The 13,848-nt window shown below is 69.4% G+C and carries 12 protein-coding genes; 3 read left to right on the top strand and 9 right to left on the bottom strand.

Going from position 1 to position 13,848, the window contains the following annotated elements; translation table 11 throughout:
• Positions 1-10 precede the first annotated feature (10 nt).
• The 4 genes from prpF to PSQ40_RS18325 are packed head-to-tail and all read right to left on the bottom strand — an operon-like array spanning position 11 to position 5,449.
• Positions 11-1,198 carry a 2-methylaconitate cis-trans isomerase PrpF gene (gene prpF / locus PSQ40_RS18340; RefSeq protein ID WP_273953333.1) on the bottom strand — a complete coding sequence of 396 codons (1,188 nt, stop codon included), beginning with the start codon at positions 1,196-1,198 and terminating at the stop codon, positions 11-13.
• Positions 1,195-3,828, bottom strand: coding sequence for a Fe/S-dependent 2-methylisocitrate dehydratase AcnD (gene acnD / locus PSQ40_RS18335; protein ID WP_273953332.1), 2,634 nt, complete (start codon positions 3,826-3,828; stop codon positions 1,195-1,197). Before acnD ends, prpF begins: the two co-directional genes overlap by 4 nt.
• Positions 3,829-3,878: 50 nt before the next feature.
• Positions 3,879-5,054, bottom strand: a complete 1,176-nt coding sequence (gene prpC / locus PSQ40_RS18330) for a bifunctional 2-methylcitrate synthase/citrate synthase (RefSeq protein WP_273953331.1) — start codon at positions 5,052-5,054, stop codon at positions 3,879-3,881.
• The gene (locus tag PSQ40_RS18325) at positions 5,051-5,449 is read right to left on the bottom strand and encodes an acyl-CoA thioesterase (protein ID WP_273953330.1); all 399 of its coding nucleotides are present in this window, start codon (positions 5,447-5,449) and stop codon (positions 5,051-5,053) included. Before PSQ40_RS18325 ends, prpC begins: the two co-directional genes overlap by 4 nt.
• A gap of 156 nt (positions 5,450-5,605) precedes the next feature.
• On the opposite strand from PSQ40_RS18325, the gene PSQ40_RS18320 reads away from it, so the two are divergent.
• Positions 5,606-7,030: a short-chain fatty acyl-CoA regulator family protein gene (locus PSQ40_RS18320; protein WP_273953329.1), complete on the top strand. Its 1,425-nt coding sequence runs from the start codon at positions 5,606-5,608 to the stop codon at positions 7,028-7,030.
• A gap of 63 nt (positions 7,031-7,093) precedes the next feature.
• Here the strand turns inward: PSQ40_RS18320 and PSQ40_RS18315 are convergent, their stop codons facing one another.
• The 5 genes from PSQ40_RS18315 to PSQ40_RS18295 all read right to left on the bottom strand — a co-directional run bounded on the left by PSQ40_RS18315 (position 7,094) and on the right by PSQ40_RS18295 (position 12,160).
• Positions 7,094-7,348, bottom strand: a complete 255-nt coding sequence (locus PSQ40_RS18315; protein ID WP_273928629.1) for a DUF3297 family protein — start codon at positions 7,346-7,348, stop codon at positions 7,094-7,096.
• A 175-nt stretch (positions 7,349-7,523) separates the two neighbouring features.
• Complete coding sequence (locus PSQ40_RS18310) at positions 7,524-8,930, bottom strand: alpha/beta fold hydrolase (protein ID WP_273953328.1); 1,407 nt, start codon at positions 8,928-8,930, stop codon at positions 7,524-7,526.
• A 155-nt stretch (positions 8,931-9,085) separates the two neighbouring features.
• Positions 9,086-10,201 carry an acyl-CoA dehydrogenase family protein gene (locus PSQ40_RS18305; RefSeq protein ID WP_273953327.1) on the bottom strand — a complete coding sequence of 372 codons (1,116 nt, stop codon included), beginning with the start codon at positions 10,199-10,201 and terminating at the stop codon, positions 9,086-9,088.
• 12 nt (positions 10,202-10,213) lie between these two features.
• On the bottom strand, positions 10,214-11,392 hold the full coding sequence (locus PSQ40_RS18300; RefSeq protein WP_273953326.1) for an acyl-CoA dehydrogenase family protein: 1,179 nt from the start codon (positions 11,390-11,392) through the stop codon (positions 10,214-10,216).
• Positions 11,393-11,476: 84 nt separating this feature from the next.
• Positions 11,477-12,160, bottom strand: coding sequence for a YceH family protein (locus PSQ40_RS18295; protein WP_273953325.1), 684 nt, complete (start codon positions 12,158-12,160; stop codon positions 11,477-11,479).
• 188 nt (positions 12,161-12,348) lie between these two features.
• On the opposite strand from PSQ40_RS18295, the gene PSQ40_RS18290 reads away from it, so the two are divergent.
• Positions 12,349-13,095 (top strand): aspartate/glutamate racemase family protein, encoded by a 747-nt coding sequence (locus PSQ40_RS18290; protein ID WP_273953379.1) that lies wholly within the window; start codon positions 12,349-12,351, stop codon positions 13,093-13,095.
• 69 nt (positions 13,096-13,164) lie between these two features.
• Complete coding sequence (gene purN, locus PSQ40_RS18285; protein ID WP_273953324.1) at positions 13,165-13,746, top strand: phosphoribosylglycinamide formyltransferase; 582 nt, start codon at positions 13,165-13,167, stop codon at positions 13,744-13,746.
• Positions 13,747-13,848: the final 102 nt, after the last annotated feature.

Raw genomic sequence — 13,848 nt, 5'->3', positions numbered from 1 at the left:
GGCGCGGCCTTCAGAAGCTGTCGCCGGGCACGCGCACCCAGCCCTCCATCAAGACCCGGGCGCTGCGGCTCATTTGGGCCTGGGTGATCACCCACTGCCCACCGCGTTGCTCGGCCTGGGCGCCGACGCGCAGGGTGCCCGAGGGGTGGCCGAAGCGCACCGCCTCACGCGTCCCCCCGCCGGCCGCCAGGTTGACCAGCGTGCCCGGGATGGCCGCCGCCGCACCGATGGCCACCGCCGCGGTGCCCATCATGGCGTGGTGCAACTGGCCCATGGACAGCGCGCGCACCAGCAGGTCGATGTCGCGGGCGTGCACCCTCTGGCCGCTGGAGGCGGTGTAGTCGGCGGGCGGGGCCACAAAGGCGATCTTGGGCGTGTGCTGGCGTTGGGCGGCCTCGCTCAAATCCTGGATCAGGCCCATGCGCTGGGCCGCATGGGCGCGGATCGTTTCAAACCGGGCCAGCGCGATCGCATCGCCATTGAGGTCCGCCTGCAACTCGGTGCCGCGCCAGCCCAGTTCGGCCGCGTTCAAGAACACCGTGGGGATGCCCGCGTTGATGAGGGTGGCCTGGAAGCGCCCCACACCGGGCACGTCCAGGGTGTCCACCACCTGGCCGGTCGGGAACAGGGCGCCGCCGTCGTCACCGTCTTCGGCGGGGTCCATGAACGCCAACGCCACCTCGGCGGCCGGGAAGGTCACGCCGTCGAGCTCGAAGTCGCCGGTCTCCTGCACCTGCCCCTGGCGCATCGGGACCTGGGCCACGATGGTCTTGCGGATGTTGGCCTGCCAGATGCGCACCGTGCACACCCCGTCGTGCGGCACCCGGTGCGCAGGCACCAGGCCCTGGGCGATGGCAAACGGGCCCACGGCGGCGGACAGGTTGCCGCAGTTGCCGGTCCAGTCGACCACATCGCGGTCGATGGCGATCTGCGCGAAGAGGTAGTCCACGTCGTGGTCGGGCACGCTGGCGGGGGCGACGATCACGGCTTTGGACGTTGACGACGTGGCGCCGCCCAGGCCGTCGGTTTGCTTGCCGTAGGGGTCGGGGCTGCCGATCACGCGCTGCAGCAGGCGGTCGCGCGCCCGACCGGGCTGCTGCGCGGGTGCGGGCAGGTCCTGCAGCCTGAAAAACACCCCTTTGCTGGTGCCGCCTCGCAGGTAGGTGGCGGGGATTCGGATCTGGGGCACATGGCTCATGCGGGGGCTCCTTGTTTCTCGGCCAGGAAATCCTGGGCAAACCGTTGCAACACGCCGCCGGCCTGGTAGACCGAGAGCTCTTCGGCGGTGTCGAGGCGGCATCGGACCGGCACGCGCAGCGCCGCGCCATCGCGGCGCGTGACCACCAGGGTCAACTCGGCGCCCGGGGCCAGCGCCCCGTCCACCGAGTAGGTCTCGCTGCCGTCCAGGCCCAGCGTCAGGCGCGTGGTGCCCGGGTGGAACGCCAGCGGCAAGACGCCCATGCCGATCAGGTTGGTGCGGTGGATGCGTTCAAAGCCTTCGGCCACCACGCATTCAACCCCTGCCAGGCGCACGCCCTTGGCGGCCCAGTCGCGGCTGGAGCCTTGCCCATAGTCGGCGCCGGCCACGATGATCAGCGGCTGGCGGCGGTTCAGGTAGGTCTCGATGGCCTCCCACATGCGCAGCACGCGGCCCTCGGGCTCCACGCGGGCCCAAGCCCCTGCGCGCACCGTGCCGTCGGGCTCGCGCACCATCTCATTGCGCAAGGTGGGGTTGGCGAAGGTGGCCCGCAGGGCGGTCAGGTGGTCGCCGCGGTGGGTGGCGTAGGAGTTGAAGTCTTCTTCGGGCAGGCCCATGCGGCGCAGGTACTCGCCTGCCGCCGAATCGGGCAGGATGGCGTTGGACGGCGACAGGTGATCGGTGGTGATGTTGTCGGGCAGCAGGGCCAGCGGGCGCAAGCCTTGCAGGGTGCGCGGCGTGGCGGCCAGCGCGCCCACGCCCTCGGTGTCCCAGTAGGGCGGCCGGCGAATATAGGTGGATTGCGGGCGCCAGTCGAACTGGGGGGACACCGGGGGCCCCGCGTCGACTGCGCGGGCAAACATGGGCTGGTACACCGCCCGGTAGTGTGCGGGCTTCACCGCCGACTCAACGACCGCGTCGATCTCCGCGTCGCTGGGCCACAGGTCCTGCAAGCGGATGTCGCGCCCCTGGGCCACGCCGAGCACGTCGCGCTCGATGTCAAAGCGGATGGTGCCCGCGATCGCGTAGGCCACCACCAGCGGTGGCGAGGCCAGGAAGGCCTGCTGGGCGCTGGGGTGGATGCGACCGTCGAAATTGCGGTTCCCCGACAGCACGGCGGTGGTGAACAGCTGGCGCTCGGTGATCTCGCGCTGGATCTCGGGCGCCAGGGCGCCGCTCATGCCGTTGCAGGTGGTGCAGGCAAAGCCGACGATGCCAAAGCCCAGCGCCTCCAGGTCGGCCAGCAAGCCGGCCTCCTCCAGGTACAGCGCCACGGCCTTGGAGCCGGGGGCCAGCGACGTCTTGACCCAGGGCTTGCTCACCAGGCCAAGGCGGCGCGCCCGACGCGCCAGCAAGCCGGCGGCAATGACGTTGCGCGGGTTGCTGGTGTTGGTGCAGCTGGTGATGGCCGCGATGATCACCGCGCCCTCGGGCAGCAGGCCCTGGGCCTCCTGGGCCCGTGCCTGGGCCAGCGCTTCGGTCCCCGCGATGCCGCGCGCCACCAGGTCGCTGGTGGGCAGGCGCCGGTGCGGGTGGGAGGGACCAGCCAGGTTGCGCACCAGGCGGGACAGGTCAAAGTGCAAGACCCGGTCGTACTGGGCTTGCGCCAGGTCGGTGTGCCACAGGCCGGCGGCCTTGGCGTAGGCCTCCACGGTCTGGATCTGCTGCGGGCTGCGGTCGGTGAGGCGCAGGTAGTCGAGGGTCTGTGCGTCGATGGCGAACAGCGCGGCCGTGGCGCCGTATTCGGGGCACATGTTGGAGATGGTGGCACGGTCGCCGATGGACAGGCTCTCGGCCCCGGGCCCGGCAAATTCCACATAGGCCCCGACCACTTTCTGGGCGCGCAGGAACTCGGTCAGCGCCAGTGCCAGGTCGGTGGCGGTGGTGCCAGGCGGGCGCTGGCCACAGAGTTGCACACCCACCATCTCGGGCAGGCGCATCCAGCAGGCCCGGCCCAGCATCACGTTCTCGGCTTCCAGGCCTCCGACGCCCACCGCGATCACCCCCAGCGCATCCACATGGGGGGTGTGGCTGTCGGTGCCGACGCAGGTGTCGGGGAAGGCCAGGCCGTCTTGCACCATCACCACGGGCGACATTTTCTCCAGGTTGATCTGGTGCATGATGCCGTTGCCCGCCGGGATCACGTCCACATTGGAGAACGCCTTGCGCGTCCATTCGATGAAGTGGAAGCGGTCCTCGTTGCGGCGGTCCTCGATGGCGCGGTTCTTGGCAAAGGCCTGCGGGTCGGCGCCACCGCACTCCACCGCCAGCGAGTGGTCCACGATCAGTTGCACCGGCACCACCGGGTTCACGGCGGCCGGGTCACCGCCTTGCTGGGCGATGGCGTCGCGCAGCCCCGCCAGGTCGACCAGGGCGGTCTGGCCCAGGATGTCGTGGCACACCACGCGGGCGGGGTACCACGGAAAGTCACGCTCGCGCCGCCGTTCGATGATCTGGCGCAGGCCCGCCTCGGCGCTGTCGGCGTCGGCCCGGCGGACCAGGTTCTCGGCGTGGATGCGGGCCGTGTAGGGCAGGGTGGACCAGGCGCCGGGCGCCAGGGATTCGACCGCAGCGCGGGCGTCGATGTAGTCCAGGGCGGTGTGGGGCAGGGGTTTTCGGTAGCGGGACATGGGGTGCGTGGGCTGAGGCATCGGTGGGCCGGGGAGTTTGGACAGGGGCTTCAGGGGCGTTGCGACAGGGGCACGAACACCTGATTCTCAGGCCCGATGTACTGCGCGCTGGGGCGGATGATCTTGCCGTCCTCGCGCTGCTCGATCACATGGGCCGACCAGCCCGAGGTGCGCGCGATCACGAACAAGGGCGTGAACATGTCGGTGGGCACGCCCATCAGGTGGTAGCTGACGGCGCTGAACCAGTCGAGGTTGGGGAACATTTTTTTGACCTCCCACATCACGGACTCCAGGCGTTCGGCAATGTCGAACATCTTGGTGTGGCCCTGTGCCAGCGACAGTTCGCGCGCCACCTGTTTGATGACGCCGTTGCGCGGGTCGCTGACGGTGTAGACCGGGTGACCAAAGCCAATCACCACCTCTTTGCGGGCCACCCGGGCGCGGATGTCGGCCTCGGCTTCATCGGGGTGCTGGTAGCGTTTTTGGATCTCGAAAGCCACCTCGTTGGCGCCCCCGTGCTTGGGACCGCGCAGGGCACCGATGCCGCCGCAGATGGCCGAATACAGGTCCGAACCGGTGCCTGCCACCACGCGGGAGGCGAAGGTCGAGGCGTTGAACTCGTGTTCGGCATACAGGATCAGCGACGTGTGCATGGCGCGCACCCAGGACGCGCAGGGGGCCTGACCGTGCAGCAGGTGCAGGAAGTGGCCGCCGATCGAGTCGTCATCGGTCTCCACCTCGATGCGCTTGCCGTTGTAGGCAAAGTGGTACCAGTACAGCAGCATCGAAGCCATGCAGGCCATCAGCTTGTCGGCGATGTCCCGCGCCCCGGGCGGGTTGTGGTCGTCCTTCTCGGGCTTCACGCAGCCCAGCACCGAGACGCCGGTGCGCATCACATCCATCGGGTGGGTCGAGGGGGGCAGCGGCTCCAGCGCGGCTTTGACCGCCGAGGGCAGGCCGCGCAGCGCTTTCAGCTTGGCCTTGTAGGCGTTCAACTCGGCGCCATTGGGCAGCTTGCCGTGCACCAGCAGGTGGGCCACCTCCTCGAACTCGCAGCGGGTCGCGATGTCGAGGATGTTGTAGCCCCGGTAATGCAGGTCATTGCCACTGCGCCCCACGGTGCAGAGGGCGGTGTTGCCCGCCGCGGTGCCCGACAGGGCGACGGATTTCTTGGGGGTGAAGGCGGGGGCCAAAGCGGGCGTGGCGAGGGCGAGGGCAGCGTTCATGCGGAGGTCTCCTGTGGGATGTCAAAACGATCGAGGGCCAGGGGGCGGCCGCAGCCGTCCACCGCCACCATTTCAAAAAAGCCTTGGAGGGCAGGCGCGGGGGCCTGTCCCGGGGCGTCGGCCTGCGCGCTCACGCAGACCGTCATCGAGCTGCGGCCCACCCGGCTGACCCAGGCGCGCAGCCGCAGCTGGTGACCCACCGGCACGGGGGCCAGGAAGTCCAGGCCGCTGACGCGGGCCATCACCACCTCGCCCTGGGCCTGCTGGCGGGCCGCCAGAAAGGCGGCCTTGGCCAGCAGTTGCAGCCCGTGCCCGGCGAACAGGGTGCCGTGGTGGTTGGCGAGGGCGGGCAGCACCAGTTCGCGCAGTTCAACGGTTCGGGAGGGGCTTGTCATGTTTCGCAATTTACGCAAAATGAGGTCCCTCTGAAACCACTGAATTGGCGAAGATTTGCGAACGAAAAAAGGGATTTTGCAAATTTTGCGAATCATTCACACCATGCGAACCGAGCGAAGCTCAGTCCGGCCACCGGCCACGGGAGTCGACCTGCCATGAGAAAAACCTTCATGGGCGTGAAGCTGCGCAAACTGCGCGCAGAGCGCGGCATGACCCAGATCGCGCTGGCCCAGGCGTTGGGCCTGTCGCCCAGCTACCTGAACCAGATCGAGCAGAACCAGCGGCCGCTCACGGTGCCGGTTCTGCTCAAGCTCAGCCGTGCCTTGGGCGTCGACCTGCAACAGTTCTCGGAGGACGATGAGGCGCGCCTGCTGGCCGGGCTCAAAGAAGCGCTGGCCGACGCCGCCGAGCCGATCTCCCTGCCCGAGCTGCAAGAGGTGGCCGCGCAGATGCCGGGCCTGGCACGGGCGGTGATCGACCTCTACCGGCGCCAGCACGCGCTGCTGGAGCGCCTGGAGACACTGTCGTCGCAGCTGGGGGACGAGCGTGCCAGCCCCGAGCCCATCGTCAGCCAGCCATTTGAGCTGGTGCGCGATTTCTTCTTTGCCCACCAGAACCATTTCGACCCGCTGGACCGGGCGGCCGAGCAGTGCGCCGCCGAGGCCAAGGTCTCGTCCTGGGGCGCTGTGGCCTGGCTGGAGCAGCGGCTGGGGGGCCTGGGGGTGCGCCTGCGCTGGGCGGCGGAGGGCAGCAAGCGCAGCTTCGACCCGCAGACCCGTGTGCTGACCTTGTCGGCCGATCTGGCGCCCGCGCAGCGGGCCTTCCAGATGGCGACCCAGCTCGCCTTGCAGGCGTTTTCGGCCGACATCGATGCCTTGATCCAGGTGCCGCCGTTCACCCACAATGAACCCGCGCGGCGGCTGGCCCGGGTGGGCCTGGCCAATTACTTTGCGGGGGCATTTTTGCTGCCGTATGGCGAGTTCCTGCAGGCGGCCGAAAGCTGCCGCTACGACATCGAGCGGCTCAGCAAGCGCTTCCAGGTGGGGCTGGAGACGGTGTGCCACCGCCTGAGCACGATGCAGCGCCTGGGGGCGCCCGGCGTGCCGTTCTTTTTTGTGCGGGTGGACCGCGCGGGCAACATCTCCAAGCGGCAGTCGGCCACCCACTTCCACTTCAGCCGCATGGGCGGCACCTGCCCGCTGTGGAATGTGTACGAGGCGTTCTCACGCCCGGGGCAGTTTCTCGCGCAACTGGCGGCCATGCCCGATGGGCGCCGCTACCTGTGGGTGGCGCACAGCAGCAGCCAGGGCGAGGCCGGGTACGGGTCGCCGCGGCGGTCTTTTGCGATGGGTCTGGGCTGCGATGCGCGGCACGCGGATCGCCTGGTCTATGCCAAGGGCCTGGACCTCAGCGACCCCGAGGCCGCCACCCCGATCGGCATGGGCTGCAAGGTGTGCGAGCGGCCCGCCTGCGCCCAGCGGGCCTTCCCCTTTGTGGGGCGGGTGCTGGCGGTCGATGAGAACCGCAGCCAGTCCACCCCCTACGGCTCGTGGTCGCCGCCCGATGCCCCCGGGCCGTGAGCCAGGTGAGCGGCCCGCAGGCCCGGCGGGCCAGGGCGGCAGGGTGTGGCGGCGGCGCTGGCGTCAGCGGTAGAAGGCTTCGACGCGGCCGCTGAGCTTGATCAGCAGCGGGCGGCCCTTGCGGTCCACGGTCTTGCCGGCGGGCACCTTGATCCAGCCTTCGCTGATGCAGTACTCCTCGACGTCAAAGCGCTCTTTGCCGTTGAAGTGGATGCCAATGTCATGCTCGAACACGGCGGCCACATGGTGCGGGCTGCGCGGGTCGATGGACAGGTGGTCGGGCAGGGCGGGCTTGGCGGGGGAGGCAGCGTCGGTCATGGCAACAATGAAAGTTCAAAAACAGGAAAGTCGCTGATTCTCGCGGATTTGGCACCCGCTTCGGCCCGCGCCCTGGGATGGGGGCTGTGCAGGCCGCCGGGCCCGCCGCGCCCCCACGTCGGGTGGCGCGGCCCCCAGCCCGGCCGGCCCCGGCTTGGGGGGGCGCTGCGGGGCCTCAGTAAGTGAGTTCGAGCACCACCAGGTGCTGCTCGTTGGCGGGCCAGTTCAGGCCCACCAGCACCTCGCCGTTGAACTCGGCCTTGACCGAGCGCAGCGGGGCCGGGGCCAGCACCAGGCGGCTGCTGGAGAAACCCGCCGTGCCCGTGGCGGGCACGCCGGGCAGGGTGCTGCTGCCGTCCAGGCTCAGGCTGTCGCGGCTGGGGTCAAAGTAGCCGCGCGGGCGGGTGTAGACCAGCACGCTGCCGGCAGTGCTGTCGGTCGGCGTCAGGCGCTCGGCGCGCAGGTGCACCCAGTCGCTGCCGCGCGCAAAGGCGCTGCGGTAGATGTGGGTGGTGGCGTAGCCGGGGGCGCTGATCACGAACTCATAGGGCTGGCCGGCCTCGGCCGTGAACGGGCCCCACAAGCCATCGCTGCCGACGGTTTTCTGGTGCACCGCGGCACCCTGGCGGCGGCCGGTCTCGGGGTTCACCGCAAACACCTCGACGCGTGCCCCGGGCAGCGGCAGGTTGCTGCTGAAGTTGCCGGTCTTGGGGTCCAGCGGGTTCACGCCCAGGCCCGTGACCTTGCCTTGCAGCACTGGCCGGGCCTGCACCACGATGCCGTGCTGGCGCGGGGCCTCGCCCGTCAGGAAGCGCCACATGGCCTCAAACGCCGGGCGCGAGTACGAGGTCTCGCGGTGATCGATGCGCGGGATCACCACGTTGGTGGCGCCCTTCAGCTCGGGGCCCGCGGCGGTCACGCCCGTGGGCTGGCCCGGCATGCCGATCCAGCGGCCCTCGGGCACGGCGTACTTGTCGTTGTTGTCGGAGCGGATGGTCATCCAGCGCACCGGGCCGGTGACCTCGTCACCGGCAGCGTTCTTGGGCGCATTGAGGGCGGTCAAAAAGGGCCCGGTGCCCGAGAATTCGTTGCCTTCGCGCACCCCCGCCACGGCCCACACGCCATGGTTCGGCGTGCCCCCGAGGATGGCGTGGCTCACCTTGTCGGCGCCACCGCCGTTCTGGATGTAGTTGCGGATCGCATTGCCGCCGCGCGAGTTGCCGATCAGCACCACCTGCGATGCGCCCGTGGCGGCGAGCACGCGTTCCACTTCGGCTTTCAGGTAGGCCATGTGTTCAGCGGCCGAGGTGCGGCCGGGCTGGGCCACCGCGTCGACATCGCGCGACAGCGGGTAGGGCAGGTCGATGGCATGCAGGCGGTCGGCCGGCCAGCCTTCGGATTCGAAGCGCCAGGCCGTGGTCTGCCACAGCGCGGCGGTGTCACCGTTGCCGTGCACAAAGACGACCGGCGGACGTTGGCTCAGCGAGGGCTTGCCGCTGCCGACAGCGGCGCAGCCGGTGGCCAGGGCCGCGGCGCCCAGGGCCAGGCCCAGGAAGCGACGGCGTGAACTGATGGGGTGCATGGGGAGCTCCAGAAACAAAAATGGCCCGCTCCGTGGGGCGGGCCCTGGGTCAGGGCAGTGTGAGGCCGGTGTTTGACGTGCCCGTGTCAGGTCCCGGTACCAGGTCCCGGTGGCCGGCCCCTGGGCGGGCGGTCGCTGACCAGCCCGCCGGGGACTCAGGCGAACACGCCTGCGGTGTCGTGCATGCGCTGCGACACCTCGCCCAGTTGGTGCAGGCTGTCGCCGAAGCTGATTTCGAGCTGGGTCAGCTTCTTGAAGTAGTGGCTCACGATGTACTCGTCGGTGACGCCGATGCCGCCGTGCAGCTGCACGGCTTGCTGGCCGACAAAGCGCATCGACTGGCCCAGCTGGTACTTGGCGCGCGCCATCGCCAGGCGGCGTTCCTCGGCCGGGGCGTTGAGGCGCAGCGAGGCGTAGTAGCTCATCGAGCGGGCCAGTTCGAGCTGCATCTTCATGTCGGCGACGCGGTGGCGCAGGGCCTGGAAGCTGGAGATCACGACGTTGAACTGCTTGCGCGTGTTCATGTAGTCGACGGTCACGGCCAGGGTCTTGTCCATCACCCCCACGGCTTCGGCGCAGGCGGCGGCAATGCCGATGTCCACCGCGTGCTCCAGCGCCAGCTGACCCTGGCGGGTCACCAGGGTGGCCGGGCTGTTGGCAAAGCGCACCTCGGCGGCACGGCCGCCGTCCTGGGTCGAGTAGCCCTGGGTGCTGACGCCGGTGGCGCTGCGCTCGACCAGGAACAGGGCGGTCTGCCCGTCCAGCTGCGCGGGCACCAGGTAGGCGTCGGCCTGGTCACCGGCGGCGACCACGCTTTTCTGGCCACTGACGGTGAAGCCCTGGCCGGCCGCTGTGGCGGTGGCTTGGGTGGCGTCGAGGCGGTAGCGGGCCTGGCGCTCCTGGTAGGCCAGCACCACCAGGGCCTCGCCCGAGGCGACGCGCGGCAGCCAGGCGGCCTTGACGTCGGCGGGGGCGTAATTGGCCAGCACGCCGCCGGCGATCAGGCTTTGGCTGAAGGGTTCGAGCACGATGCCGCGGCCCAGCTCCTCCATCACCACCATGCCTTCGACCGGGCCCATGCCCAGGCCGCCATCGGCCTCGGGCACGTACAGGCCGGTCAGGCCCAGTTCAGCGATTTCGCCATAGGCCTCGCGCGAGAAGCCGCCGGCATTCACGATGCCGCGGCGGCGCTCGAAGTCGTAGCCCTTGTCAACCCATTTGCGCACCGCGTCGCGCAGTTGCTCTTGGTCGTCGGTGAAGTCGAAATCCATGTGTGTCTCCTCTCAGCCCAGCACCGTCTGGGCGACGATGTTGCGTTGCACTTCGTTGGAACCGCCGTAGATGGTGGTCTTGCGCATGTTGAAGTAGGTCGATGCCAGCGGGGCGCAGTGGGCCGCGCCCACGTGGTCGCCTTGCCAGCCCGCGTCCATCGCTTCGTGGATGTAGGGCAGGGCGTAGGGGCCGGCCGCGAGCATCATGAGTTCGCTGTAACGCTGTTGCAGTTCGCTGCCGCGGATCTTGAGCAGGCCGGCGATGTCGAGCGAGTTCTTGCCCGACTTCTCGGCCGACAGCACGCGCAGCACCAGCATTTCGAGGGCCACGACTTCAACGTCGAGCTTGGCGATCTCGTCGCGGAAGCGCACGTCGTCGTACACCCCCTCGGCCTTGGCAATGCGCTTGAGGCGTTCCAGTTCGCGCTTGGCGCGGTTCACGTCGGCGATGTTGGTGCGCTCGTGGCTCAGCAGGTGCTTGGCGTAGGTCCAGCCTTTGTTTTCTTCGCCGATGAGGTTGTCGACCGGGACTTCGACGTTGTCGAACCAGACTTCATTGACCTCGTGATCGCCGTCGAGCAGCTTGATCGGGCGCACGGTGACGCCGGGCGATTTCATGTCGATCAGCAAGAAGCTGATGCCGGTTTGCGGCTTGCCTTCGTTGCTGGTGCGCACCAGGCAGAAGATCCATTCGCCGTACTGGCCCAGGGTGGTCCAGGTCTTTTGGCCGTTGACGATGTACTTGTCGCCACGGCGCTCGGCGCGCGTCTTGACCGAGGCCAGGTCCGAGCCCGAGCCCGGTTCGCTGTAGCCTTGGCTCCACCACACCTCACCGCTGGCAATGCCCGGCAAGAAGCGTTGCTGCTGTTCGGCATTGCCGAAGGCCATGATCACCGGGGCCACCATCACCGGGCCGAAGGGCACCACGCGCGGGGCGCCGGCGAGGGCGCATTCTTCTTCAAACAGGTGCTTTTGCACCGCGTTCCAGCCCGGGCCGCCGAATTCCTTGGGCCAGGCATGGCCCAGCCAGCCCTTTTTGCCCAGGATCTTGGCCCAGCGCTGCATGTCGTCGCGCGTCAGGCGCAAGGCGTTGTGGACCTTGTGGGCCAGGTCTGCGGGAAGGTTCTCTTTGACCCAGGCGCGAATGTCTTCGCGGAACTTCTGTTCTTCAGGGGTGAATGCCAAATCCATGGGGGTTGTCTCCGAAAGAAGCGGTTTGACGCCGGACCAGATCAACACTGGCCTCTCGCCCCATTTTTTAGCACGATCGTTCGCCTATTCCTGTCCGGGGCGCGACAAACCCAGTTGCTCGCAGAGGTGATTGAGTTCGCTGCGCAGGCTGGCCACCTCGGCTTCCAGTTGATCGACCCGGGCCTGCAGCGCGGCTGGGGCCGCGGCGCCCCCGCCGGACGGGGCGTTGGCCGGGGCCGAGGGGGTCAGCCAGGCCTCGTCCACCGGGCCGCACAGCAGGTGGGCCCAGCGCTGTTCGCGCGCGCCCGGGGCCCGCGGCAGCTTTTGCACCAGCGGACCGCCTTTGTCGGCCGAGCGCTCTTGCAATTCGTCGAGGAAGGCCTCGACCGACGAGATGTCGGCAAAGCGGTGCCAGCGTTCGCTGTTGATGCGCAACTCGCCCGCGGTTTGGGGGCCACGCAGCATCAGCAGGCCCAGCAGGGCCGCGGACTGGTCGGGCACGCCCAGCACCCGGCTGAAATTGTGTTCGTAACGCGACGCGCGACCGCCGCTGGATTCGATCACCAGCGACAGGCGCTTGAGTTCGTCCAGGGCCTCCTGGGCCTCGGCGTCGCTCAACTGCATCAGCGGTTCACGGCTGGTCTTTTGGTTGCTGCCCGAGACCACCGCGTTCAGCGTCAGCGGGTAGCTGTCGGGCACGGTGCGGGCTTTTTCCATCAGCGTGCCAAGCACGCGGGCTTCGGTGGGGGTGAGGGGGCGCAGGGGCATGGGGTTCAGGGCTCTAAAGTGCGCTGTCATTGTGCCTGCGCCGCAGGGTGGAGCGGGCCTGGCGCCGCGGCGGGCAGGGCCGACCCAGCCCGGGCACCTTGGTGGACATCCACGTGGACCCCGGGGGCTGGTACGCCTTGTGCTTTGGCCCAGGCATGAACACCGCCTTGTCCTCCGACGCCGGCCCGCTGGGCCACTTGCTGATCATCAACCCCAACACCTCGGCCTCGGTCACTGACCTGCTGTGCCGCCATGCCCAGCCGGTCGCCCAGGCGCAGGGCTGGCAGCTGCGGGCGGTGACTGCGCGGCTGGGGGCACCCTACATCAGTTGCGAGGCCAGCTATGCGGTGGCCGCGCACTCGGCGCTGGACGCCTGGGCCGCTGCACTGGCGGTCCCCGAGCCCGCGCCGCAGGCGGTGTTGCTGGCCTGCTTTGGCGACCCCGGGCTGCTGGCGCTGCGCGAGGCCAGCCCGGTGCCGGTGACGGGGCTGGCCGAGGCGTCGTTCATCGAGGCGCGGCGCCTGGGCCGCTTTGCCATCGTGACCGGCGGGGCGCGCTGGGCGCCGATGTTGCAACGGCTGGCGCAACAACTGGGCTACGCCGAGGCGCTGGCCGGCATCCACACGGTGGCACCCAGCGGGGCCGAGATGGCGGCCAACCCGCTGGCGGCGCGCGCGCTGCTGGCTCAGGCCTGCCGGGAGGCGGTGGCCCAGTGGGGCGTGCAAAGCGTGGTGCTCGGGGGGGCGGGGCTGGCGGGGCAGGCGGCGCTGTTGCAGGACACCGTGCCGGTGCCGGTGATCGACAGCGTGCAGGCGGGCCTGCGCGTGCTGCTGGGGGGGCAGGCCCCGGCCGGGGCGGGGCGCTCGGCCGCGGGCTTCTTCACGCGCTGGCAGGGCCTGTCGCCCGAACTGCAGGCGCTGGGTGCCGCGCCATGAGCCCACGCCTGAGATAATCGCGGGTTGTTCCTGAAGGACCCGGGCTGCGCCGGGTCTGGTTCTGACCCCATGAAAAACATCGTGATTCTGATTTCCGGCGGCGGCTCCAACATGCGGGCCTTGGTGGAGGCTGCCCGGCGCGAAGGCTGGGAACAGCGCTGGGGCGCCCGCATCAGCGCCGTGATCAGCAACCGCGCGGATTCGGCAGGCCTGGCCTGGGCGCGCGAGCAAGGCCTGGCCACGGCGGTCTTGAGTCACCGTGATTTTGAGTCGCGCGAAGCCTTTGATGCGGCGCTCGCGCAGGTGATCGACGGCCATCAGCCCAGCTGGGTGCTGTTGGCCGGTTTCATGCGCATCCTGACCCCCGGTTTCGTGGCCCGCTACGAAGGCCGTTTGATCAACATCCACCCCTCGCTCCTGCCCGCCTTCACCGGGTTGGACACCCACCGCCGGGCCATCGAGGCGGGCTGCGCTGTGGCGGGGGCCACGGTGCACCGCGTGACCGCGGTGCTGGACCACGGGCAAATCCTGGGCCAGGCTGTGGTGCCCATCGTGGCCGGCGACACGCCCGAGCGCCTGGCAGCCCGGGTGCTGAGCCAGGAGCACCGGCTCTACCCCTCGGTGGTGGCGCGCCTGCTGGCCCAGGGCTGAGCCTGCCCCGCCGGGCCGGCTTCGGCATGGCCTGGATGGCTAGGGGCCGTGTCAGGCCCAGCGCTGTGGGATGACCGTGGCCTTGCCGCGGTGGCGGCCGGG

The organism is Curvibacter cyanobacteriorum (assembly GCF_028649475.1).
Taxonomy (GTDB): Bacteria; Pseudomonadota; Gammaproteobacteria; order Burkholderiales; family Burkholderiaceae_C; genus Curvibacter; species Curvibacter cyanobacteriorum.
This window is presented reverse-complemented; position numbering and strand designations above follow the sequence as displayed.

Coding starts and splice junctions, on each gene's coding strand:
- PSQ40_RS18295 (WP_273953325.1), bottom strand. CDS start 12,160: ATGCCCCTGCGCCCCCTCACCCCCACCGAAGCCCGCGTGCTTGGCACG.
- PSQ40_RS18305 (WP_273953327.1), bottom strand. CDS start 10,201: ATGGATTTCGACTTCACCGACGACCAAGAGCAACTGCGCGACGCGGTG.
- purN (WP_273953324.1), top strand. CDS start 13,165: ATGAAAAACATCGTGATTCTGATTTCCGGCGGCGGCTCCAACATGCGG.
- PSQ40_RS18300 (WP_273953326.1), bottom strand. CDS start 11,392: ATGGATTTGGCATTCACCCCTGAAGAACAGAAGTTCCGCGAAGACATT.
- PSQ40_RS18310 (WP_273953328.1), bottom strand. CDS start 8,930: ATGCACCCCATCAGTTCACGCCGTCGCTTCCTGGGCCTGGCCCTGGGC.
- acnD (WP_273953332.1), bottom strand. CDS start 3,828: ATGTCCCGCTACCGAAAACCCCTGCCCCACACCGCCCTGGACTACATC.
- prpC (WP_273953331.1), bottom strand. CDS start 5,054: ATGAACGCTGCCCTCGCCCTCGCCACGCCCGCTTTGGCCCCCGCCTTC.
- PSQ40_RS18320 (WP_273953329.1), top strand. CDS start 5,606: ATGAGAAAAACCTTCATGGGCGTGAAGCTGCGCAAACTGCGCGCAGAG.
- PSQ40_RS18325 (WP_273953330.1), bottom strand. CDS start 5,449: ATGACAAGCCCCTCCCGAACCGTTGAACTGCGCGAACTGGTGCTGCCC.
- prpF (WP_273953333.1), bottom strand. CDS start 1,198: ATGAGCCATGTGCCCCAGATCCGAATCCCCGCCACCTACCTGCGAGGC.
- PSQ40_RS18315 (WP_273928629.1), bottom strand. CDS start 7,348: ATGACCGACGCTGCCTCCCCCGCCAAGCCCGCCCTGCCCGACCACCTG.